Annotated in this window: 18 protein-coding genes and 1 tRNA gene; 10 read left to right on the top strand and 9 right to left on the bottom strand. The window is 37.2% G+C overall.

Going from position 1 to position 24,034, the window contains the following annotated elements:
• Positions 1-138: 138 nt before the first annotated feature.
• The 3 genes from pds (at position 139) to ACM03V_RS25780 (ending at position 2,706) form a co-directional block, all read left to right on the top strand.
• On the top strand, positions 139-1,578 hold the full coding sequence (gene pds, locus ACM03V_RS25790; protein ID WP_414623657.1) for a 15-cis-phytoene desaturase: 1,440 nt from the start codon (positions 139-141) through the stop codon (positions 1,576-1,578).
• On the top strand, positions 1,562-2,494 hold the full coding sequence (gene crtB, locus ACM03V_RS25785; protein ID WP_414623656.1) for a 15-cis-phytoene synthase CrtB: 933 nt from the start codon (positions 1,562-1,564) through the stop codon (positions 2,492-2,494). The genes pds and crtB overlap by 17 nt, the downstream gene beginning before the upstream one ends.
• A 123-nt stretch (positions 2,495-2,617) precedes the next feature.
• Positions 2,618-2,706: transfer RNA gene (locus ACM03V_RS25780), tRNA-Ser, on the top strand.
• A gap of 246 nt (positions 2,707-2,952) precedes the next feature.
• On the opposite strand, the gene ACM03V_RS25775 is transcribed toward ACM03V_RS25780, so the two are convergent.
• Entirely contained in the window at positions 2,953-3,798 is an 846-nt protein-coding gene (locus ACM03V_RS25775; RefSeq protein WP_414623655.1) for a hypothetical protein, read from the bottom strand.
• 1,338 nt (positions 3,799-5,136) lie between these two features.
• Between ACM03V_RS25775 and ACM03V_RS25770 the strand changes: the two genes are divergently transcribed.
• Positions 5,137-5,922: a WecB/TagA/CpsF family glycosyltransferase gene (locus ACM03V_RS25770; RefSeq protein ID WP_414623654.1), complete on the top strand. Its 786-nt coding sequence runs from the start codon at positions 5,137-5,139 to the stop codon at positions 5,920-5,922.
• A gap of 388 nt (positions 5,923-6,310) precedes the next feature.
• On the opposite strand, the gene ACM03V_RS25765 is transcribed toward ACM03V_RS25770, so the two are convergent.
• From ACM03V_RS25765 to ACM03V_RS25745, 5 genes are all read right to left on the bottom strand, one after another.
• Positions 6,311-7,498, bottom strand: coding sequence for a glycosyltransferase family protein (locus ACM03V_RS25765; RefSeq protein WP_414623653.1), 1,188 nt, complete (start codon positions 7,496-7,498; stop codon positions 6,311-6,313).
• A 109-nt stretch (positions 7,499-7,607) separates the two neighbouring features.
• Positions 7,608-8,879, bottom strand: a complete 1,272-nt coding sequence (locus ACM03V_RS25760; RefSeq protein ID WP_414623652.1) for a glycoside hydrolase family 5 protein — start codon at positions 8,877-8,879, stop codon at positions 7,608-7,610.
• A gap of 34 nt (positions 8,880-8,913) precedes the next feature.
• Positions 8,914-10,134: a glycosyltransferase family 4 protein gene (locus tag ACM03V_RS25755; protein WP_414623651.1), complete on the bottom strand. Its 1,221-nt coding sequence runs from the start codon at positions 10,132-10,134 to the stop codon at positions 8,914-8,916.
• An 18-nt stretch (positions 10,135-10,152) separates the two neighbouring features.
• On the bottom strand, positions 10,153-11,349 hold the full coding sequence (locus tag ACM03V_RS25750) for a glycosyltransferase (RefSeq protein WP_414623650.1): 1,197 nt from the start codon (positions 11,347-11,349) through the stop codon (positions 10,153-10,155).
• 25 nt (positions 11,350-11,374) lie between these two features.
• Entirely contained in the window at positions 11,375-12,694 is a 1,320-nt protein-coding gene (locus tag ACM03V_RS25745) for an O-antigen ligase family protein (protein ID WP_414623649.1), read from the bottom strand.
• Between the two features lie 689 nt (positions 12,695-13,383).
• Here ACM03V_RS25745 and ACM03V_RS25740 point away from each other — a divergent pair.
• Positions 13,384-15,711, top strand: a complete 2,328-nt coding sequence (locus ACM03V_RS25740; RefSeq protein ID WP_414623648.1) for a GumC family protein — start codon at positions 13,384-13,386, stop codon at positions 15,709-15,711.
• 62 nt (positions 15,712-15,773) lie between these two features.
• The gene (locus tag ACM03V_RS25735; RefSeq protein ID WP_414623647.1) at positions 15,774-17,111 is read left to right on the top strand and encodes a lipopolysaccharide biosynthesis protein; all 1,338 of its coding nucleotides are present in this window, start codon (positions 15,774-15,776) and stop codon (positions 17,109-17,111) included.
• A 23-nt stretch (positions 17,112-17,134) separates the two neighbouring features.
• Here ACM03V_RS25735 and ACM03V_RS25730 read toward each other — a convergent pair whose 3' ends face one another.
• Positions 17,135-18,028, bottom strand: coding sequence for a lysostaphin resistance A-like protein (locus ACM03V_RS25730; protein WP_414623646.1), 894 nt, complete (start codon positions 18,026-18,028; stop codon positions 17,135-17,137).
• Positions 18,029-18,441: 413 nt separating this feature from the next.
• Complete coding sequence (locus tag ACM03V_RS25725) at positions 18,442-19,530, bottom strand: ParM/StbA family protein (protein ID WP_414623698.1); 1,089 nt, start codon at positions 19,528-19,530, stop codon at positions 18,442-18,444.
• 695 nt (positions 19,531-20,225) lie between these two features.
• Here ACM03V_RS25725 and ACM03V_RS25720 point away from each other — a divergent pair.
• Both ACM03V_RS25720 and ACM03V_RS25715 read left to right on the top strand, forming a co-directional pair.
• Positions 20,226-20,498: a hypothetical protein gene (locus ACM03V_RS25720; protein ID WP_414623645.1), complete on the top strand. Its 273-nt coding sequence runs from the start codon at positions 20,226-20,228 to the stop codon at positions 20,496-20,498.
• The gene (locus tag ACM03V_RS25715; protein ID WP_414623644.1) at positions 20,495-20,926 is read left to right on the top strand and encodes a type II toxin-antitoxin system VapC family toxin; all 432 of its coding nucleotides are present in this window, start codon (positions 20,495-20,497) and stop codon (positions 20,924-20,926) included. The genes ACM03V_RS25720 and ACM03V_RS25715 overlap by 4 nt, the downstream gene beginning before the upstream one ends.
• Before the next feature lie 245 nt (positions 20,927-21,171).
• Here ACM03V_RS25715 and ACM03V_RS25710 read toward each other — a convergent pair whose 3' ends face one another.
• Positions 21,172-22,110 carry a serine hydrolase gene (locus ACM03V_RS25710; protein WP_414623643.1) on the bottom strand — a complete coding sequence of 313 codons (939 nt, stop codon included), beginning with the start codon at positions 22,108-22,110 and terminating at the stop codon, positions 21,172-21,174.
• Positions 22,111-22,162: 52 nt separating this feature from the next.
• Between ACM03V_RS25710 and ACM03V_RS25705 the strand changes: the two genes are divergently transcribed.
• Positions 22,163-22,882, top strand: coding sequence for a C40 family peptidase (locus tag ACM03V_RS25705; RefSeq protein ID WP_414623642.1), 720 nt, complete (start codon positions 22,163-22,165; stop codon positions 22,880-22,882).
• 24 nt (positions 22,883-22,906) lie between these two features.
• Positions 22,907-23,917, top strand: a complete 1,011-nt coding sequence (locus tag ACM03V_RS25700; RefSeq protein WP_414623697.1) for a glycosyltransferase family 2 protein — start codon at positions 22,907-22,909, stop codon at positions 23,915-23,917.
• The last annotated feature ends 117 nt before the right edge of the window (positions 23,918-24,034 follow it).

Genomic DNA, 24,034 nt, shown 5'->3' with positions numbered 1-24,034 from the left:
GACGTAAATAAGGAATAAACACGATTGAACGGCAAAAATTTGGAAAAACGATGCGAAGTCAAATGCAAAATGTAACGGAATGCAAAGTATAATGAAAATTATCAAAATGCACAAAAGTATTAAATAACCGTATTGTAAATGCGAGTAGCTATCGCCGGAGCAGGCTTGGCAGGACTTTCCTGTGCGAAATATCTTATCGATCAGGGTCATACTCCCGTACTCTTGGAAAGCCGAGACGTACTGGGTGGTTTAGTCGCAGCGTGGAAAGATTCCGATGGCGACTGGTATGAAACTGGACTGCACGTATTTTTTGGGGCGTATCCCAATATGTTGCAGTTACTCAAAGAACTCGGTATTGAAGACCGTTTGCAGTGGAAAAAACACACGATGATCTTCAATCAACCGGAAAAACCAGGTACTTATAGTCGGTTTGATTTTCCGAATTTGCCAGCACCGTTAAATGGTATTGTGGCAATTCTCAGAAATAACGATATGTTGACCTGGGGCGAAAAAATTGAATTAGCAAAAGGATTAGTCCCGGCTATGCTGCGGGGTCAGAAATATGTTGATTCTACGGATGAATATACTTTCTCTGAATGGCTCAAGCTTCAAGGAGTAGGTGAGGAAGTACAGCAAGATATTTTTATTGCTGCTTCTAAATCGTTAAATTTTATTAATCCCGACGAAATATCAGCTGTAGTACTGCTGACGGCTCTTAACAAGTTTCTTCAGCAAAAAGACGGCTCAAAGATGGCATTTCTGGATGGTTCTCCTACCGAGCGTCTTTGTCAACCCTTGGTAGATTACATCGAAGCTGGTGGTGGGGAAGTCAAGGTAAATGCGCCTTTGAAAGAAATTTTGCTTAACTCAGACGGTAGTGTCAAAGGATTTTTGATGCGCGGTTTAAATGGAGCAGAAGACTATATCGAAACCGCCGATGCTTATGTTTCGGCAATGCCTGTTGATGTGATGAAAGTCATGCTACCAGGCGCTTGGAAGGATATAGAATGCTTCCAAAAGCTGGATGGATTGGAAGGCGTGCCGGTAATTAATATCCAGTTATGGTTTGACCGTAAACTTACAGATATTGACCAATTATTATTTTCGCGATCGCCAATTTTGAACGTTTATGCCGACATGAGCAACACTTGTCGCGAATATAGTGACCCAAACCGTTCTATGCTGGAATTAGTTCTTGCACCAGCCGAAGATTGGATTAACAAATCTGATGCGGAAATATTGCAAGTAACTCTTGCCGAATTGTCAAAACTATTTCCTCAACACTTCGGCTCGGAGAATCCAGCTTCTTTACTGAAACATCATGTGGTGAAAACACCCCGTTCGGTTTACAGAGCAACTCCCGGCCGTCAGGAGTACCGTCCTTCACAAGTGACTCCCATTTCAAACTTTTTCTTGAGTGGAAGTTACACCATGCAACCGTTTTTAGGAAGTATGGAAGGAGCAGTACTTTCTGGTAAACTAACAGCGCTCGGTGTGAATAAATCATTCTCAGCTCATATTTCTTCCAGCGTGCAAATGCCTTCCATCCAGCCGTTCTCGAATGCTGCAACTGCCTGATTCCCCCCCATGCATGAAAACGTCGGTCTCTGTGGATGAGTCCTACAAAATTTGTCAGCAAATCACTGCAAAGCATTCCAAAACTTTTTATTTGGGTACTTTGTTGATGAGTTTGGACAAGCGACGCGCGATTTGGGCAATTTATGCCTGGTGTCGTCGTACTGACGAATTAGTGGACGGTCCTGGTGCTGCTATGACTACTCCCGAAACTCTAGATTTATGGGAAAAGCAGCTCGAATTGATTTTTGCTCAACATCCCCAGGAAAATGTTGACGTAGCCCTTGCGGATGCTGTCTCGCGTTATCCAATGGACATTCAACCCTTTCGGGATATGATTTCCGGTCAGCGCATGGATTTGTACCGCGATCGCTACTCAACTTTTGATGACTTATATCTTTACTGTTACCGCGTAGCCGGTACTGTAGGTTTAATGTCAACAATGGTAATGGGAATAGACTCCGAGCAAAACACCGCTCCTTGGAACCGTTATAAACAACCGTATATTCCGATAAATGAAGCGGTCACTTTGGGAATAGCTTGTCAACTTACCAACATTCTTCGCGATGTTGGTGAAGATGCCCAAAGAGGGCGAATTTATATTCCTATTGAAGATTTGGCGCGGTTCAACTACACCGAGAAAGATTTACTTAAAGGAGTTGTTGATGACCGCTGGCGTTCTTTAATGAAATGTCAAATTCAACGAGCGCGTCAATTTTACGCCCAAGCAGAGAAAGGTATTAGCTACCTCCATCCTGATGCCCGCTTGCCAGTATGGGCGGCTCTGATGCATTACAGCCGAATTTTGAGCGTAATCGAGCGCAATGACTATGACGTGTTCAATCAACGCGCTTACGTACCGCAATGGAAAAAAATCGGAACTGTACCTTTTGCTTGGTTGCGATCGCAAATCTCTTAAGGTATAAACAACTTAGCCGCACTGGTTTATGAAGCTGTAACAAGAGTGTGTAAATAATCCTGTTAATCTCACTATTGACTAGTACTAGATTATCTGCTAACATTCATATTTGTTACTGCTTAAGGAGAGGTGGCTGAGCGGTTGAAAGCGGCTCCCTGCTAAGGAGTTATGGGGTTAATACCTCATCGAGGGTTCGAATCCCTCCCTCTCCATTCCCAATGATTAAAAATATTCCGTTGTAATCTGGTTAAACTGGCACTCTGTTCCATTCATTTTGCTAAGTTCATCCCCTATGAATCCCACCTGTCAACTCTCACATTTAATGTAGTGGAGTACTAGGGTTAATCAAAAATACGATTAATTTGCTTAACTATTGTTTTTATAGTTAAGCAAATTTTTTAAAACGGAGGCAAGGAAAGGTTTAATTTTCCCCTACTTGCCGTATTCGCGATCGGTTCTTAGAAACCTCCGAAATTATAACCGACTCCTACAGAAAGACCGAGGTCAGTTTGGTCGAAGAATGCTGCATTTACAGCTGCTGTAGCCGTTAACTTATCGCTTAGCGGTACGTCTACACCACCAGTAATTAAGAAACTTAATTCTGAACCATCGCCAGTTGCTAAAGCCAAACCAGCTCCAACATAAGGAGAAAAAGGTAAAGCTTCGCTAAATGGATCTGTTACCTGCTTAAAAGAAAAGTCATAGGTAACGGGAGCCAAAATTACTGTATCATCCCCAAGCACTACTGAGGGACGTATCGATAAAATATCTGTTATTCCAACTTTACTGATAACCATGAAGTTACCATCACCTAAAGCCGAATCGCCACCCAAACCCAGATTCCCGGCAATTCCGATATAACTAGAACCACCACGGGTTGTACCACCGAAATCAATATCCGCTTGAGCCACATCTGAAGAAATAGATGGTTTTAGATTTGAAGAAGGATATTGAGTATTGGGATATTCAACATTGGATTCGGCATTGCGATCGCCAAGAAGCGCAGATGAGGTTGCTGATGTTCCGGGTACGGGCGCTGAGTTTTCAGATGCTTGGGATACTCCCTGAGATGTTAGTAATTCTGGATTAACCGATAGATTTGATTCTTCAGAATCATTAGAGAAACTAGCGCTAAATTGCTCTACACCTGTATTTTTTTGCTCGGAAGATTGGCTAGATTGTACAAAGGCGTTATTGCTCGTTTCTTCTGCTGTCTGAGCAGAAACAGATAATCCACCACTTAATAATGCAACAGTTGCCAAAGTAAGCGAAAAAACGCTTTTACGAAGAAAAATGGTATTCACGTTCACTCCTAATAGATATAGCCACTTCAATATTGACTAGCTTATTTTTAGTCTATATGACGGCAGTATTTAATATTTAACACCAAAAAAATTATAGCTACATCTTTAATTAGACATAATATATATAATTTTAATACATTTTTATATTTAAAGTATAGTGATTAAACGGTTGACAAAAATATTGTATACAGATTTTTGGTATATGTAGTAACTATAATTTTTGAAATAATAGCTGAAATAATACCCACGGATGCAAACAAGTTGTCTCAGTGTTCGGGGAAATTATATTTCATAGTTTTGTCCGATAGGGAATTCCAAAAAACTGCATTTAAGTAACAGTAGCATTTTACACGCAGTAAGTGCCAAAACATTAGTTTTATGAAAACTTTCTTGCTTTCAATTATCAATATGAGATTTGTTTTATATAATTTTAAGCTTTTTGCAGGAGAAAATCAGCCAGTTTAAAGCTTCAACAATTAAAAAATAATTCAATTTCATAAAATCAATACATAAGATAACTATCTAATAAGAAATTATACGAATCCGTAAATTGTTTAAGATACTCGTATTTCTAATAACGTAATAATATTGGCAAATATTATGTTCATAAATTAATTTGATCATCTGTAAATTTTAGGACAATTCTCTTGCATACTACTATATGTTATGAGAATAAAAATGTAGTTGATATACACAAGTAATAACCCGGATATTAAGTGCATAGGTTTTAATTCAAGCTACAAAAAATATTAATTAACTCTTTATTAAAAAAACATATGAAACATATACTTAAGTATAGAGTTAAAGCTATAATTTTTATACAAAGTAAATTTTTTCAGCAACCGTAATTGTTCTTTTTTCTGTTTGTTAATTATGAAATATAAGTAAAGTTGCAATTGTAATTTAGCTTTCCATGATATCTTCATTTATTATCAGAATAGTAAGGATTAAGGAAAAGATAATATTACCGAGTATTATTACCGTCAACACAGACTGAGCAGTCGATATTACCACAAAAAATAACTTAACCTTTCTTATTAAATAAGTTATTTTGCATTAATAAATACAGGTCAAATTGCTGTTTTAACTAATATAAAGATTTTCTAGGTCGAAAGTCTTTATAAAATTAGTTATCAGATAAATTCAACTTTTACTTTATGAAAAAACTTTTTGACTTTATGTTACAGGCGTACTATCTTTATAGGCGTTTTAAATTAGATTAATAAAGATGATATTTACTTTATTACTTCACAAGTTTGGAGTTGAAAAACCATTAGTTCAACAAACACGTTCCATGCAAAAATACACAAATAGTTATCATATTTACTAAAAACTATCATGAACAAGATTAATATTTTAAACTTAGAAATAGATAATTGGTCTAAACAAGAATTGTTAGATAACTTAAAATCGGGAGTAGTATTTACACCAAATGTAGATCATCTTATCAAGCTTCAAAGAGACTCCGAGTTTGTTCAATCTTATAGTATCGGTAATTATAAAGTTTGCGATAGTCAAATAATCATGTATGCATCGAAATTTTTAGGAACACCAATCAAAGAGAAAATATCTGGTTCCGACTTATTACCTGCTTTTTGTAACTACCATAGAAACAATAAGGATATTAAAATTTTCTTACTGGGTGCGGCTCAAGGTGTAGCTAGCAAAGCGCAAAAAAAGATTAATCATAAAGTAGGAAGAAATATTGTTGTTGACTCTTATTCTCCACCTTTCGGTTTTGAAAAAGATCAAGCAGAATGTCGGCATATAGTAGATATGATCAATAATTCAGACGCTACAGTCTTAGTGATCGGATTGGGTGCCCCAAAACAAGAAAAATGGCTCTACAAGTATAAGGATGATTTTAAATTTATTAAAATATTCATGGCATTAGGAGCAACTATTGATTTTGAAGCAGGAAATGTTAAAAGAGCGCCTAAATGGATGAGTGAAATAGGTTTAGAGTGGTTATTTAGGCTTTTATGCGAACCGAAAAGGTTATGGAAAAGATATTTACTCGATGATATTCCTTTTTTCTTATTAATTATGAGGCAAAAACTCAACTTGTATCTGAATAAGAATTCTAAGCAAACCGAGCAAACTATTTTAATAGATAAATATTAGTTCAAATTCAATACAGTGATTTTGCTTGAAGTTGGCGAGCAGAAGTTGATGGGATAGGTTTTTGTCCTGTTAAACTGATGTTAGCGAAGCGGGCAGACACCACAAAGGAGAGAGATATTTTTCCGTCAAACTAAACATTGACGGATTTTTGTTCTGGAATTGTTATAAGTCTCCTCTGGAGAGGCTCATCTGCAATCTAAGAGGATGTTTGAGAAGTATCGTTCTTAACCATTAACCTTCATCAGTTTAGCCGTACATCTCTATCGGTTGACCGAATTTATATAACTAGAAACTCTTCTATAATTCAATAGAAGAGTTTTAAAAGTGAAGTATAAATCTTTTTTCTCAAATTTTTCTATTCCCTACCTCCACAAATCAAACCAAATTTTTATCCTATCGAAACCATTTTAGCTAAATTCTTTAAATAGCTTTTTCTAATTAACATTTCAGGAGTATTATCTAATCCGACTTTATTTAAAATTTCTTCCCAACGATATACCCAATCATGCCTCAGTAATGAGTTGATCGTATTGTCTTTACGTATTTTCACTAACCTTTCTGGTTGTGTATTCAATTCCGCGATTATATCTGCTATATCAGTAGTATTATTTACTTCAATTACAGCATCAGCCCAGTCAAAATGTTTAGTATAAGTTTCGCACACTGGCGGTATTCCAATCATTACTGCTCCTCCTGCGGCTCCTTCAAAAAAACGCGAACCTAACTCTTGTTGAGTTCCGGTTTGATTGCCACTATCAAACTTCGCTTTATTAGCAATAAAATAACGACTCCTTTTGATTAAATTACTGTATAAAGTTCGATGTTCTCGATAATTCCTCATTTCCAAACCTTTGAGGGTATCGTATAGATACAGGAAGTTATCGCGTTCCGTTAATTTTAGTAAAGAATTATGCATCATTGGCGATCGCCTACCAACGCTGTAAACATCGATATGTCTTTGAGGAACTTGTGGATAAGGACAAAACTTTACAGCATCGACGGCATAAGGCAAACTATAGCAAGGACGTTGCACTAATTGACTTATTGCATTTACACTTTCACTCTGAGTGGTATATATATAGTCGAAATCTTTGGCTAATTTGAAACAAAGCTCGGTTTTGCGATCTTCGAGTTCTTTTGCCCAAATTTCATCTATCCATAGCACTGCTTTTTTACATTTATCGCGCCATCCTTTAATATTATTAATACAGGTTAAATCCCAAAAGTGTTGGCAAATAAAAAATATTAAATCGTATTCTTTATCTATGACTAATTCTTCACAGCCAGAGCGCAAAAGGTTGCTTTTATTTAAAGCTAAACCCGTACAGTTAGCGACCTTTTTTTTTATTTGGGATTTTAAACTAGGTACATAGTTTGGTGAAAGTAAATCGGCGTAATCAAAACTGTTAATAACATCTTCAAATTCATATTCTGCCGAACGAAAAGCTTCGGACTGAAAACCCCGCATTGACACTATTAAAATACGGGGTTGTTTATGAGACTTAATATAAGCCTTTTGAATGTTAGAATTAACTTTCGGTTGAAAATTCCATTTGTGAGCGGCAGTTTTTAACATGGTTGTAATCAGGTTTTATCTATAATTGTTTGAAAATTTGATTCCAGAAATTATTTCTAGGGTGAGGCAACTAGAAACGGGAAAAAAGTTTCTTTCTTTGTTTCCCTTATTAAGGCAATATCTTGTTCAAAAGTGCTTGTTTTGAATCATTTACCGTTTGCCAGTCATCTTGTAATACACCTCCAGTACCTTTACTATTTGGATTCCAACACCAATAAGCAAAGCTAAGTTTGTTAGAGGCAATATAATCTACAAACTTTCGTTGCCAAATACCTTCTTTGGATTTACTGTCAACGTGATACCCCCCGAATTCACCAACGAGAATGGGAGCGATACGCTTTGTATTAATGTAGTTAAATCCTATTTCCCAACGCTTGTAAAGATTATTGGGAAAAGCTGAATCTTGAAACCAAGAGACTTTCTCCCCACCGTATTCGTGGGGAGAATACACTAGCTTACGCTGGTTTTTAAGATGTACGGGATATTCACGAACACCTTCTAGATTCGCACCCCAAAAGTAACCATGCTGTTTTTGGTTGGGTACGTTTTTCTCTATTCCCTCTACTACAATCAACCAGTCAGGATTGACTTCAAGAATTTTGTCACCAGCTTTTTGAACGGCTAAACGCCAGTCGGTAGATGTATCATTGGTTCCCCAGCTTGCACGCCCGTGGGGTTCGTTTTTCAAATCTGCACCAATAACGTTAGGTTGATCTTTATAACGTTTTGCCAAAAGAGTCCAGGTATCGATCCAATCCTTTTCTGTAAAACCATCTCCATACCATACTTCGGAAATAATCCCATCTTTTAGACAATGACTATCTAATAAGATTAGTAATCCCTGTTTGCGTGCTTCTTGGATGATTAAATCCATTACTTCTAAAGGAGTTTTTCCCTGAAGTTCTTTGTTTACACCGATAGAATAATCAATACCATAAATGTGTGAAGATTTCATCGCTTCCACTGAATAAGGTAAGCGAATTAAGTTATAGCCCAAGCTTTTGATATGAGCCAGCATTTGCTTATAGTCTCTTACCCATAAACCATGAGGTGCATGGGTGCTAACTTCCATACCAAACCAATTGATACCCTGTAGTAAAACTACTTTACCCCTACTATCAATAATCTGGGATTTTTGTGCGGATAAAGGAGGCACAATGGTAGTAGCTGCTACAGAAGTATTACCTTGAAAGCTCGTTATAAATTGGGAAGAGAAAAAACTTAAATTTATACAAATTAAACCAAATATTAAGCCGTTGAAAATCTTTTCTTTCGATTTTACCGAGTTTATAACGATTTGAGGAATATTGTATAACAGCCTCCAAATACTCCGTATTAAAGGCTTGAATATACTACGTTTTAATCGATATAAAAGTTGCATAATGTGAGAGTTAAGCAGCATAGTTGTTTGATTTTTATCTGCTTTTGTTGACAGGTAGATTGACGTTGTATGCTAAATCATTTGATTCAATCGAGTCGATCGCACGAACTATACTGCGATAGAAATTTTCTCTTCTAAGTACAGACCATGTAAGCCTGCTGTCAAGAAGCTTTGTGCGTTCAACCTCGGATACACCGTAGCGATCGTCTAAAGCTAATAGCTGCATTAGACTGCGAGCAAAATATTCAGGTTCGTCGGCTATTTCAATCGCAGACGGATAGTCTAATATTCCGCGCATTGCAACAGTTGTAGCGACTATTGGACTTCCTGAAGTAATCGCATCTAGAGTCTTTATCTGAATTCCACCACCACTAATTGAAGGAATCGCGATAACTTTAGCTGATGCCATAAATGCTTGTGCATCTGGGACAAAACCGCAATATTTTACATTTGGATATTGTTGAGCTAACCACTCGGCACCAGATCCAGCAACGTGAATCGATATGTTTTTAGGTAAATAGGGATAAACTACTTGGAAAAACCATTCCAAACCATACTTATTAGCTTTCCAAGTCCAGCTACCAATGATTCCAATATCGCAGTGCTTAATTGCAGATTTTTTTGGTGGTACAGTCCGAATCGAAGGCAGATGAAACACTTTACTGCAAAGGTTTTGATTATAAAAGTAGTTGGAATCGTGAGATGTTAGCGTCCATACTTGTTTTGATGAAGCAGCTAAATTATCCTCCATCTCTTTTATCAAACGAGTTTCTCTTTTGTATATGTATTTTGATACATATTTTTGGGCATTTTTTAACTGTGCTTCATACAGTTGATGTTCCAAGTTATGAGCAATAAATATTACTTTAGTCTTTTGAGATAGCAAAGGCAATAACCAACCTAATTGAGCATGGTCAATTATCACAGTATTGTAGTCATCTCTATATAAAATACTTTTGACTTTTGCTAAGTATTTTTTAGAATAATATTTGGCTGCTGAATAAGGAAGTTTTTTCAATAAACTCAGAACCATCCATAAAAATGGATAGAATTTTGATTTCTGTGTTTCTATGTATCGTTTTTCAACTACAACTTCATGATCATTTTTAGGTTTGGTATCGTCAGGACGCTGATATCCCACAACCAATACTTCATGTCCGCATTGTTTTAAAGCGTTAATAAAGCATTGAGATGCAATTTCACCACCAGTTCTTCTTCCACTTGGAAGAACAGTTGTTAAGTATAAAATTTTCATCAAAAAATTAGAATTAAATTAGATTAATGACCTGATATCCGACACAACTTCTTGTACCACTTGAGTTCCGAATAATGATTCGAGTAGTTTTGGTTCGATGTGAATTTCGTGAGAGTTGCAAAGTAAATTAACAATTGCTGATGCAAAAGATTGTTTGTCTGAAGCAATTTTGAAATACTGTCTAACTGAAAGAGGTAAGCCTGCTATTCCTTGAGGTGTGGAAACAATAGGTTTACCAGCCATCAGCATTTCCAATGATTTGATACTAACTCCGCTACCCGTTAAAACAGGATTGATTAAAACGCGCCCGGAATTATAAATTTCAGTTGAGGAAGGCGGATTGATGCTTAAATCTACACCGTCAATTTCTTCACATAGCTGTTTAATTTTATTTATCGGTTTTGCCCCAGCAATTAATACTTTAATGTTGGGTAAATGAGTGCGAACTTCAGGCAGAACTTGAGTTAAAAACCAAATAATACCAGCTACATTATTATTAGAATATAGGTTGCCTAAAAAAACAACATCATACTGACGATTTACATCAATCTTTTGCTGAAATTCATCTTGCTTGTGAGATTGATAAAATTCCATTAAAGGAGGTAAATAGCGTCCATTTTTAAAGCCATGCGATTTCCAGAATTTTAAATCTTCTGCCGAAATATCATAAAACACAAGACTATCTTTTAATAATGATTTCTCATATGTTTCTAAATGAGAAACTGATAAATATCTTTTGACTTTACTTGTACCTATTGCTGAAGTAAATAATCGTTGATAATACAGATGCTCAATGTTATGGCAGCGAGTCACTATGGGTATATCGAAGTGATGGCTTAGTTTAGACGCAACATCTCCACCGTGAATGCCATCTAGCCAAACAAGATGAGGTTTAAACGCACGAACTTGAGAAACTAAACGTTCTAATTGTTCTCCGACTACAAGTCTAGAAGTAACTTCTAGAGGGTAGCGAAGCAAGTTTAAAAGTCTGTAACCCTTGGAACATAGATCGTGTTTAAACGGAATAAAATATGTAGAGTCAACATACTTTTTAATTTCAGCAACTTCTTCACGCTGCGGAATTTTATCAAACCAGCATATAAGTTGTAATTCAACACCAATTTGAGAAAAAGCTTTTATTCTTCGCCACATATCTATCCTTCCACCATGAATAGCAGGATACGGAATGTCATGGCATACTAAAGTAATTTTCATATTTACTTTGTCTTAATTAATATTATTATTGCTGTTTGGTAAATGATTTTATATTCATCCATTCTTCGTCTATCAAAGAAGAATTATTATATTGATAACTTTTAGCTTGTTGATACTCTATGGCTAGAGAAAAAACGGTAGAAACGTATACTATCCAAAAAATACTGTTAGTTTCGACTAAAGTGCTTTCACTGATGTTGTACATAACTAAAAAAGTTAAATACATTAAAGGCCAAGCACCTTCTATACATCGAGTAATTCGCAACCACATTACTCCTTTAAAAAAGGTATTGATAAAACTCAATAAAAATACTGAGAAGCCTGCAAAACCCAATTCTGCTAATAAATCCATAAAGCCGTTATGTCCGTAAGGACATTCCCATGCCAGAGTGCGCCAAAGGTAAGCAGTTATTTCACTGTCCCAATCCCTCCAGACAGCATTAAATCCATAGCCTAACCAAGGACGTTCCCAGATTAGATCGAACATTGCACTCCATATATCGGTTCGTCCAGTTAGAGTTAAATCCCTTCCTAATGCATCTGCGACAACAGGCAAGTTATCTAATAACAGAGTAGATATACTTCCAACTACAAGTATCAATGCAATCATCAAAGGTATTAGCTGGTTGTAATTGCGTCGCCAACTTCTGTAGAGAGGCAGAATAATTGTTAAAGATAGACAAATTACTAAAGCCGATTTAGAAGTACAGAGTACGATTAAAGCGATAGAAAGAACATAGCCTGCCCAGGGAAGCCACCGATATCTACGGTTTTGAATGGGATTGCTCATGGCAACAAACAAAAACACCATGCTGCTGAAAACCATCAATCGACCCAAAATATTTTTGTGAGTCATTATTCCCCGCCAAGCACCCGCGTGAATCCCTCCTTCTTGAACGGTCATCAATCCATATTTTGGTAGTCCTATTGCAAACATACAACTCAGTACAATTACTATGCCTAATGCACAAGCTAATAACTGTAGTTGCTCTCTCAAGGTGAAACGCATTGCCATATAGACGGCGAACACGCTTGTCCCTAAAAGCAGTATGCTACGTCGTGGAGTAACGTCAGGTGCAAAAGTCCATAAGATTGACGCTATAACTATTCCTAAGAATAACCAGATCCAAATATCTTTCTGTGCAGCACGTACAAAATGTTTCTGATGCTTCACTATCAACAAGAAAGTAATAGTATAGATAAGCATAAAAAATTTAGGACTGTACGAGTCGCTACCTATACTTCCACTACCTCCTTCTATAAGTACGGGTATTAAGGCACTTGTAGAAAGAAAAAGAGTGAATACAACAAATATTTGTTCGGCTAGCTTTGGCAATTTCGGCATACCAAATATATTCTCCGAAAATATTAATTTTTCATGAAATAAAATACCATTAGTTTAAAGGTATTGTTAAACTGCATCATTCTTTTAAGCGAAATAACTGATGAAGTTTTTTTATTAATGAACCAAGTATTTGATTTTGTCAATAGAGGAATTTTGCTTTATGCAATCGTTATTTGATTGTTTAATTACTTCATGTTTTATGTACATCTTAATAGATAAAAAGCTTGTAAAACATATATTGAACCTATTTGAAGTTTCAGTGCATCTAGAACATTTCAGATTTACTGAATAAATTATAAAAATAATTATGCGTGTTTTTACTATTTTCGCCATCGTAATTCGCTGAGGTTTTACTTAATCTTCATCGGCTAGTTTTATTTCAGTAAAGTTTTTATTAATCGGATTCCATTGCCAATCAAACGAGATATGTTGAGGATGTTGTCAAGTTTATTAATTTTCAAAAAAGATATGTCGCAGCAGATGAGAGAAAATATTGAGATGTAGTAATATGCAAATACTGTAAACTTTGCATTCATGGAGAAATATAAATACTAGTACTAATTATTAGTAGTTTTTGATACTTCCAATGAAATGTATTCTAACAATATCACTTCTTAATTGGCAAAAAGTTATTTACAACTTATTTTTTGACCGACACTGTATATTAAATTGTTTTAAATGGATTTTGAATGGAAACACAAGTGCCAGCAAGAAAACAAGATTTGCAGCCTTTGAACGAAACCAAATCTTTATCTAAAGAACCATACTGGTTATTAAGAAGACCTCAAAATGTTGAAGAAGAAACTATTGGTTTTGGTCAAATTTTCTCGATGTTGCGTCGTCGAGCAGCTTTGATTATTAGCGTAGCTTTGATAGCAACCACAGCCGCTGCTGTGTGGGGTTCTACTCGTACTCCTAAGTATGAAGGAAAGTTTCAATTACTAGTTGAGCCTTTAACCAATTCAGAAAGCGAACTGCTGGTTTTACTATCTCAAACTCTTCAACAAGATGTAAATAAAATTACCAGACAAAACAATACGGCTCTAGATTATCAGGCTTTGGTAGAAGTTTTAAAAAGTCCGAAAATCATAGAACCTGTAGTTGATGAAATTCAAGACAAATATCCAGGAGTTACCTACGGCAAGTTAGTTGGAGGTGGTAAAGCTGGTAAAGTACCTAGCAGCGTCAAAGAAGGTGAACTCCACATTAGCCGTCTTTCTCAGGGTGAAATTGAATCTAGAGTTATAGAAATTCGCTACAAAGATTCTAATCCTCAGAAAGTTATGTTTGTATTGGATAAAGTATCTCAAGCTTATCGCAAGTACAGTCTCGAACAACAGCAAACGAATTTACGTCAGGGAATCAAATTTGTAGAACAACAAATTCCTAAATTGCGATTGCGAGTAGATACCCTGCAAGGAGATTTGCAGAGGTTTCAGCAGAGCTATAGCCTATTTAATCCCGAACTTCAGGGAAAACAACTGCTTGAAAGAGTTGATCAGCTTCAAGCTGCAAAAGTAGAAGCCAGTAAAAATCTTGCAGAAGCTAAGTCACTTTACTCTTCACTAGAAAGTCAGTTGGGAATGTCCCCTTCGGCTGCGATCGCAGCTTCAGCGTTGAGCGAATCACCGAACTATCAAGATATACTTAAGCGGGTTCGAGAAGTAGAAGCGACTATTGCTACAGAGTCGGTACGTTTGAGTGATGCTAACCCGGTAATGATTTCTCTAAGACGGCAACGTCAGAATTTATTACCTCTATTACAACGGGAAGCACAATTAGCTTTAGGTAATAACGTTCCTGACAATTTACTTAACAGCCAAGTTGGAACTTATCAAAACTCGGTGCGCCGCGATTTAATTCAAAAGATGGCTGACACTGCGAATCAGATTCAGCTATTAGAAGCGAGCGTGAAAGCTACCGATGCTGCTTTGGTTGAATTAAACGAACAAATCCAAAAATATCCAGTAATTGCTGGTAGATATGCGAATTTGGAACGGGAATTACAGGTTGCTAGCGATACTCTTAAGCAGCTTTTAGGCAAACAAGAAGCGTTGCGAGTCGATGCCGCACAGCAGGAAGTTCCTTGGGAATTGATTATGCCTCCAAGGCTGCCGCAAGATAAGAGCGGACAATTTATAGCAGATGCTTCTAAAGGTAAGATGAATATTATTTTAGGAGGAGCGGGAGGTTTACTCTTAGGTGTCTTAGCTGCTTTTCTTCTAGAAAATGCCCAGAATGTTTTTCACGATTCACGAGAAGTTAAACGAACCGCGAAACTACCGTTATTAGCAACAATTCCCTACTTAAAAGAATTGTTGCTACTACCTCCTGCCGATCGGGAATTGGTTTATGCGCCAGAAATTGACGAACGCTTACTTTCCAAAGCTAAGAATATTAGAAGTAAAGACTACGGAGCTTCTCCCTATACGCAAGCTTTTTACTCTTTGTATACCAGAATTCAAGCTTTGAAAGAAGAAACTGCTATTTCTTCGTTAGTAATTACATCGGCTAATCCGGGAGAAGGTAAAACTACCGTCGCCACAACTTTTGCCAAAACTGCCGCAGAAGCTGGTTTACGGGTGCTGTTGGTAGATGCTGATTTACAAAACCCTCAAGTGCATCACAGTTTAGGCTTGATAAATACTCAGGGGCTAAGTGAAATACTTTCTCACGGTTTAGATTTGAACGATGTACTTGGACAGTCTCATGAAGAAGAAAACTTATTTGTAATTACCGCAGGAGAGATACCGCGCAATCCTGCAAAGCTTTTCTCCTCACCAAGGATGCAAAATTTTGTCAGGCGATCGCAAGCTGATTTTGATTTAGTGGTGTACGATACTCCTCATATTTTGGGACGTTTAGACACCAGTATTTTAGCTACCCATGCCGATGGAATTTTGATGGTTGTCGGACTCGGTAAAACGGTTCGTCCTTCACTTTCAACAGCATTGGACGAATTGGAAGCCGGACGCAATCGCGTATTAGGTTTAGTTTCCAACACTATGGAGTCTTAAATAATCGCTTCAAGCCGATTATCGAAACATCAAAATTTAATAAATTCCCTTTAACACAAATTGTGACTTCCTTAAACCCAATTACCAGGTACATCAAGAAAAAAGTATCTAGCCAGTTCATTCGTAATCTTGGCTGGCTAGGTATAGCTGAGGTTTTGTATAGAGTTCTACGCTTAGGATTAGTAGCAATCACGGCGAGATATTTAACTCCCTATGATTACGGTTTGGGAGCGATTATTCTTGCCGTGCGCGAGTTTGCAATTACTTTTGCGGATGTAGGTATCGGCGCAAAGATTATTCAAGCTGACGAGAAAGAACTACCGACACTATGTAGTTCTGCTTTTTGGTTGAACTGGCTAATTTTTGCCAGTTTATTTATGATTCAGGCTCTTGCTGCATTCCCTATCGCTGCATCTTATAACAGCAAAGAGATTATTTTCCCAATTATTGTAAGTGGAATAGCTTATGTAATTTGGCCTGTTCACGGTATTCAAAAAACTTTAATTCAAAGAGAAAATCGTTTTAAAGTAATAGCATTTACCGACGTGGTTCAATATTCTCTCACTGGTATATTGACAGCAGTATTTGCCTTCATGGGTATGGGGGTATGGTCATTTGCTCTGCCAATAGTTTTGGTTGCGCCCTTAGAAATCATCATATATTACAAATATCATTCTTGGCGACCTAAAGAAGGATTTACAACTTTATATTGGGACGAGATATTAAGTTTTGGAAAAAATATTCTTGGTGTTGGATTGCTAAAAACATTAAGAAATAACTTAGATTATTTAATAGTTGGCCGTTTTGTAGGTATTGAAGAGTTAGGAATCTACTTTTTTGGTTTCAACGCTGGTTTAGGAATTAGTTTAAGTATCATCAATGCAATTAGTTCGGTGATGCTGCCTCATTTATGCGAAGCTCGTACACAGTGGATTGAATTTAAACATCGCTATTTTCACAGTATTAGAACTATTGGTCTAATAATTGTTCCTTTTGTCTTATTACAATCTAGTTTAGCTCCTTTCTACGTTCCTATTGTTTTTGGCGAACAATGGATACCCGCTATCCCAATTTTAATCATAATTTGTTTATCAGCAATTCCCAGACCTTTTGCAGATGCTGCATCTCAATTATTAGTAGCTATTGGAAAACCTCATTTAGATTTACGTTGGAACGTAATATTTACCAGCTTATTTGCCCTATTCTTATTTCTCGGAGTTAACAGTCAAGTTATTGTTGGTACTTTGTTCGGTGCCGATACTGTAAATAGCTTGACAGTAATATTACGAGAAAATTGGAAAGTTACTGGAATAGCTTTATCAGTTTTATTAGTTCATCTGATTTTCTTACCGTTTTTTACAATTTGGGCTACACGTTATGTGTTTCCGAAGAAAGTTTAAAAATTGGGAATGGGCATGGGGCTTCAAACTGTTCGTCTTTCTTTTTTGGCGTTGTTTAAATAAGGAATGATTGTATCTTTGTGAGGCCAGTTTCTCCAAAGAAAGCGTAATAATAAAGGCAAGGAAATTGCCATTAGTATAATACCAATCCACCAAGAAGATTGTACGGTTTGCAGTGTCAGTGCTGGTGTGGAAGTCGATGTACGGGGTAAAAGTTGCGGCAACACAGCTATAATGTTATTTAATGCATGAAAAGTGATTGGCACAATTAGAGAATGGGTTTTGATATAAAGCGCCCCTAAAATGATTCCGAGTAACGTCAATCCAATGGGATTTTGGGGATGTAAAAAACCGAAAAGCAAAGATGATGACAATAACCCCGCACGGATTCCCCATTTGGTAGCCCAACGTTGTAATATAACTCCTCTAAAGATAAATTCCTCTGTTATTGGCGCTACTATACAAAATGCTAAACTCACCAGCAAATTAGATGCAAAAGAGTTAGAACTTTCAACAGATGGACTGTTAGCAACATTGCGTAGAAGTTGTTCAACAAAGGAAGGTGCTGCTAATGAGACTAAGTAGAACAACACAAAGAAGGCACTGATAGAAAAGATTATAGCCAGTGGAACCAACCACGCTAACCGCAACCAATTATAGTTTGTCGGAAAATCGCCTACTACATACTTAAGTTTAGCTCTCAAGCGCCCGAAGTCTTTTAGTGTCCACAAGCAAACTAAAACAAACAGGCTGATATAGATTGTTATTAATGAGTCTTGCGGATTTAACTTTAAACCGCCATTTGCTGCCAAAAAATTTAACAGAAAGCCAATAATTAGGGACAAAAGTAAAAAGCGCAGCACCAAATAACGAAACTTGAGCGATTTAAAAGGATTGTCAATATTTTGGAGTGTCATTAGGGTTTATAAAGCTTAAAAAAACTAGAAAAGCAACTTCAATGAGGCTGTTTCTATAGTAATTCTAGATGATATTGATATAAGAGCTTGTATTTTACCTGAATAATTACCGATCGCAGCAGCATTCACTTGGTAAACCGTTGAATCAAAAAATCAACAAAAGTTTGAACTTGAAGTTTAAATATGGGGCATGGGAAATTGGGCGTGGGGCATTGGGCATTGAGGAGGTTTACAAGACGTAAAATGGTCAGAAAAAACTTAACCCGTCTGGGACTGCAAGTCCCAGTCTAATAGCAGAAGTCCATTAAAATGGACTGAATATAAGCTTGGTTAAAGCGAATATTTTGCACTGCATCTGGATATCAAATATATAAATAAAATCTAAGGTCGTTAGTAGTAAAATGAATGCGTCTTCACTCCTCGTCGTGAACTTCTTGAAGAGCTGCACGAATATGTGCTTCACCGTAAAGATATTGTCCTAAAGCATTGGCTTGACGAGAGGGTGCAGCTAAGTGGGCATTGATTTTAGCTTCTTTCAATAGACGTTGAACATCTTCCCAAAAGTATTCTCCATCTCCACCTGTAATAATTATATCTGTTACCTGCTCTGGCAACCAAGCGAGGACACGGGAGCATATTTCACGGGAAAACATTTCTATAAGGTTAGGAAGGAAATCATCTAAATTGGTAGGCTTAATAGCACCTTCAGGCATATAGAAGCGTTCGCCTTTAGGTTTGTGAACAGCTGCAATGAAGTCTAAAGATTGACTATCAGCACCTTCTATTTCAGAAGCCAACAGTAGATAAAACTTGCTTGTACCAAACTGTTCGCTTTTAGAAGCATTTCTAACAAACCGGAAATTATGCATCATTAGCATACTGGTGTTTTCATAACCAATATCAACAATAGCTACAGAAGTTTTTGTAAATTCGGGAACACCCGGTCTTTTCGGTTGGCATTCACACCAGAGCAAACTACCATAACCTTCTGGCATTACCCATACTTTAGAAATATTCAAATATACGGGTTCGCCACGGAAATTCATTAAATGGGGACCAGTAATCATGCTAATTAATTGTGCTTTCTCTATGTCAAATTGTTGTGAGGAGAAGAAAGGTAAACTTATTACTACAGATATTTCATCTTTGAGTTTAAAGTAGCCAGCCGCAGCTAATACTTTTACTAATGAATCCTCTACTTTAGATTGTCCAACATCCAAATCTACTGCCCCTAAGTCAGCCGCTAATTGACCAACAGCATAACCTCTACCTTGATGTTCCATCCACAAACCCATAAATGGATCTGTGCTTGTAAGTTTAAAAACATTCTCACGAATTTGTGCAAATGGGATTTGCTTCACATAGGCAGATATAAAAACCACGCCGTTCGGTTCATGACTAACACAAGTTTTTGTAGTAGTTCTACCTAAATCGACACTGAGAATGCTTTTACTAAAAACATTGTCGGATTTTACAGTGTTGACTGGTTTAGTAGCCGCGATTTTTGTTGAAAGATTTTCATAGTAATCATCAGGAACAACAATTAACTCTTCTTGTAGTTGCTCGATAACTTGGTTTGTTAGCTCTACTGCTGCTTGAAATCTTCTTAAAGTATCTGTTGTAGGTTCTTTATCAATCTCCCATATTAAAATTAGGAGATTTTGCTGCAATTGCACAGCCAAACGTAAATTGTCTTTTTCTACTTGATTTAATTCACTTTGATGATTTAATTCATTGAAATTATTAATTAGCTTTTTGTTCTCATCGGCTAAATCATCATATTTATTTTCTAAATTTGCGTATTTATCCGTTAATTCATTGGCAAGTTGTCTGTGATGATTAGTTGCTTTTCTGTCCTTTTCTCTAGCAGCACGAGCAGTGAAAGAACCTACAACAGCACCAACCCCTATCCCTACAGCAGCGAATACAAAAGCAATTATAAAAATCATGAACTTTTGACTAATATTCTGAAATTAAAGTATAGCCAATTACTTTTTTATAGAATCAATCAAAGTAATAACACGTATGCTTGGATATCATCGCGATCGATTTAAGATGTCCAATCCGCTTTTAACCAAATTTTTGCTGCTTGGGGAAGGTTCTGAGCGATTATTAAGGAAACCAGAAGACTTTTTTTTTCTCCCAGCTAAGGTATAGAATTATTAGAGTGCTATTGATCATTACTTTAGTCAAATGTATGAATACTCGGTTAGTTGAATCCTTGTTGCTAATTATTCAATCCTTAACGCCAGAAGAACAAAATTTTATAGAGGAAAAGTTAAAACAGCAGAAATTTGATTCATCCGAAAAGCACAAACGAGAACAGTTAAGGAATAACATTTATCAACGGCGAGAAGGAGAAGCATTTAATCCTCCAATAGAAGAATATATTTACATCAGCAGAGATGAACGCAGCATTCAACAAGATGAAATGCTTCGTGATTGTTTTGGAAAAAAACCTGACTCATGACAACAGCAACCGTATGTGTTGATGCTAGTTTAATTGTACGTTTTTTAACTGATGGTAGTCCAGATTCTGTTTACCAACAAAAATGGGATGAATGGGAAACACAAGAATATACAATTGTCGCTCCAACTTTACTGGTTTATGAGATTTGTAATGCATTTCATCGAGCAGTAATAGCTCAACAAATTACATCAAATGAAGGCGAAGAACTTTTAAAGCGAGCAGTCAATCTCGGAGTAAGATTTTATGGAGATGCCCAATTACATCAGCAGGCTTTTAAGATTGCACAACGTTATTCATTACCCGCAACTTACGATGCTCACTACTTGGCTTTAGCAGAACGGTTATCAATTGAATTATGGACAACAGATAAACGCTTATTTAATGGTGTCAAGTCATCGTTAAGTTGGGTAAAACTTCTTAGAAATTAGTTGATAGCATCACACACCCGCCGATCGCTTTTACTGACATCGGGGTTATGTTGTAAATAATTGCCTATTAAATTACAACCTTCACTTAGCAAACTTTCTAACTTCTAACTCATAACTAAGTAGTTACACAAAAATATTTATATAATTACTTAGTCGTTATATAAATCGGAACCTACTCCCTCCCTAAACGAAATGTTTAATTATTTTTGCACAAGTACTTATGTTGTCCCCATCCCCCCATCCTCCTAATCCATACCGCTCACAACTTCCATAAACTGCCCAGAAACAAAGGGTAAAATCTCTCGACTTTGAGCGTTTGCTTTTCCTTCTGTAAATACCACTAATAAATAAGGACGCTTATCCGGTATCTCTATATAAGCTGCGTCGTGAAGTACCGAAGAAGTCCAACCTGCTTTTGACCAGATTTTCGCTGCTTGAGGAAGACTACCGCCCAAGAAACCTGTTACTTGATCTTCTTCTGCATCTTTCGGTAACTCTTCAGGATTTAAACTGCGCTTCATTACGTCCATCATTTCTTGGGAACGTGTGGCGCTGACTGCAACTCCACCGACAATAGCGTGCAATAATCGGGCGATCGCATTGGTAGTTAACATATTACGATTTTCTAATAACTCTCCGTAAAATGCCCGCTCTCTTCCGTAAGGGCCATCACCCCAAGTTTTCTGACAAACGTTTACTGCGTCTAATTCTTCCCATCCCAAAGATTGCAAATAACGGTTGACAATATTACGCTGCTGTTTCCAAGTTTCAAATGGCCCTCGTGGTAATTCTGGGCCAGAAGTAGTTCCAGTTAATACATCTACAATTAAGCTAGTGGCATCGTTGCTCGAATCTATAATCATATCGCGCATGGCTCGCTCTAACTCTGCCGAAGTCCCAACCATGTCTTTTTGCTGCCATTCATGCACCGCAAGCAAATAAAATAACTTGATTACAGAAGCCGGATAAATTCTTTCTCCACCGCGATAATTAAAACCACGTACTTGATGATTCCAAAAAGCATTGGGAGTTAAAGCACCACCAGTATTTACAGGTACCGGGGGATCGTAAATAATCCAGGTTAAGGCGATTTGGTTACGAGCTAAAGTAGAAAATTGAGCCAGAGTTGCCTCTAAAATACCATTACCAAGTTGTTCGAGTTGTTCGTCGTGTTTAAAAAACATAGTCGTCGTCCAATTTTGAATTAAAATTCGTTGTTATTACTGACAATTTTTTATGTCTCCAGAGGAATTGCAAGCAAACGTTGAATACGTAACTGAAGCCGATTTGAATATCTACGATTCTCCCGAATGTAAAGACTTGTCCACTCAAGCCGAGAAAGGCAGATATTTACGGGCAATGCCAGATTTAAATCAAACTCCAAATCAAACTGCGGTACAGGTATGCTTATCTGAAGATGATTATCCCGGTTGGCTCTCGATCGCCGATCTGAAATCATTATCACCAGCAGTTGAACCATTGCAAATTAAATCATTTTCGGAAGCGGAAATAAAGCAACTGATACCCGAAGTTATCGCTTTTACTCGCAAAGCCATGCAACAACCAAATTACTATCTTTGGGGTGGTACTGTCGGGCCAAATTTTGATTGTTCGGGTTTGATGCAAAAGGCGTTTGCTTCTGTAGGAATTCGTTTACCCAGAGATGCTTATCAGCAAGAAGCTTTTTTGCAAGAAGTTTGTACTGTAGATAATAGTACAGCAAACTCTTTAGAGGAAGGCGATTTAATATTTTTTGGAACTCCTCAAAAAGCTACTCATGTCGGGCTTTATTTGGGAGATAATTGCTATATCCATAGTTCTGGCAAAGATAAAGGACGAAATGGTATTGGAATTGACTGTCTTTCGGAACAGGGAGACGAGGTTAGTCGGTCATATTATAAACAGCTACGTGGTGTAGGAAGGGTAGTAAGCAGTTACATCCCGCAAAAAGGCTAAAAGGCTAAGGATAAACTAATAATGATGAGAAATGGGTTTGTTTCTGAAAGATTGGCGGAAGAAGGTGCAATGTCTTCTGTTCTGGATGTTTCGGTAGTGGTACCAGTGCATAACGAAGTGGAAAGTTTGCCCCATTTACTCGAAGCAATTTCATCCACTTTAATTGAAAGTAATTTGAGTTACGAAATTATCTGCGTTGATGACGGTTCTAATGATGGTTCCGTAAAATTGCTTAAAGACCAAGCACAAACGCGCACTGACCTGAAAAGCATAATTTTGCGACGCAATTACGGTCAAACTGCGGCAATGGCGGCAGGTTTTTATCATGCACGAGGACGGGCTATTGTAACTTTAGATGCCGACTTGCAAAACGACCCTGTTGATATTCCGATGCTATTGGCGAAGTTAGACGAAGGCTACGACTTAGTTAGTGGATGGCGTAAAAATCGCCAAGATGCCGCTGTAACTCGCTTATTACCTTCCAAAATTGCTAACTGGTTAATTCGCCGCGTCACCAGCGTCAACATTCGCGATTACGGTTGTTCTCTGAAAGCCTATCGTAGCGAATTGGTAGCCGATATGAATTTATACGGAGAACTGCACCGCTTTCTACCAGCCTTAGCCTATATCGAAGGTGCGAGAATTACCGAAGTACCAGTCCGCCACCACGCACGTAGATTTGGTAGCAGTAAATACGGTTTGGGTCGTACTTTCCGAGTCGTGATGGACTTATTCACCATTGCTTTCATGAAAAAATTCCTCAACCGTCCGATGCACGTTTTCGGACTTTGGGGTTTAATTTTTATGGTTTTGGGTGGAGCAATGAGTACTTATTTAACTTGGGCTAAATTAGTTTTAGGTCAAGAAATTGGCGATCGCCCTTTATTAATTTTAGCGGTGTTGCTTTTGGTAACTGGGGTACAGCTATTTTGCTTCGGATTGCTGGCTGAGTTATTAATGCGTACTTACCACGAGTCACAAGGTAGACCAATTTACAGAGTTAGGGAAGTTGTGGGGAATAGGAATGGGGAATAGGGAATTATTGTAAATTAAATATGTAAATAATTAGACGTAGTAGATTTTAAATGCTCCGTCTTTTCATAAGAAAATCTCGGTACGTGGGAAACCCAGTCTTTTTAAAGCTGGGAGGGA

It is taken from the genome of Calothrix sp. CCY 0018, from assembly GCF_963920925.1.
Classification (GTDB): domain Bacteria; phylum Cyanobacteriota; class Cyanobacteriia; order Cyanobacteriales; family Nostocaceae; genus Rivularia.
This window is presented reverse-complemented; position numbering and strand designations above follow the sequence as displayed.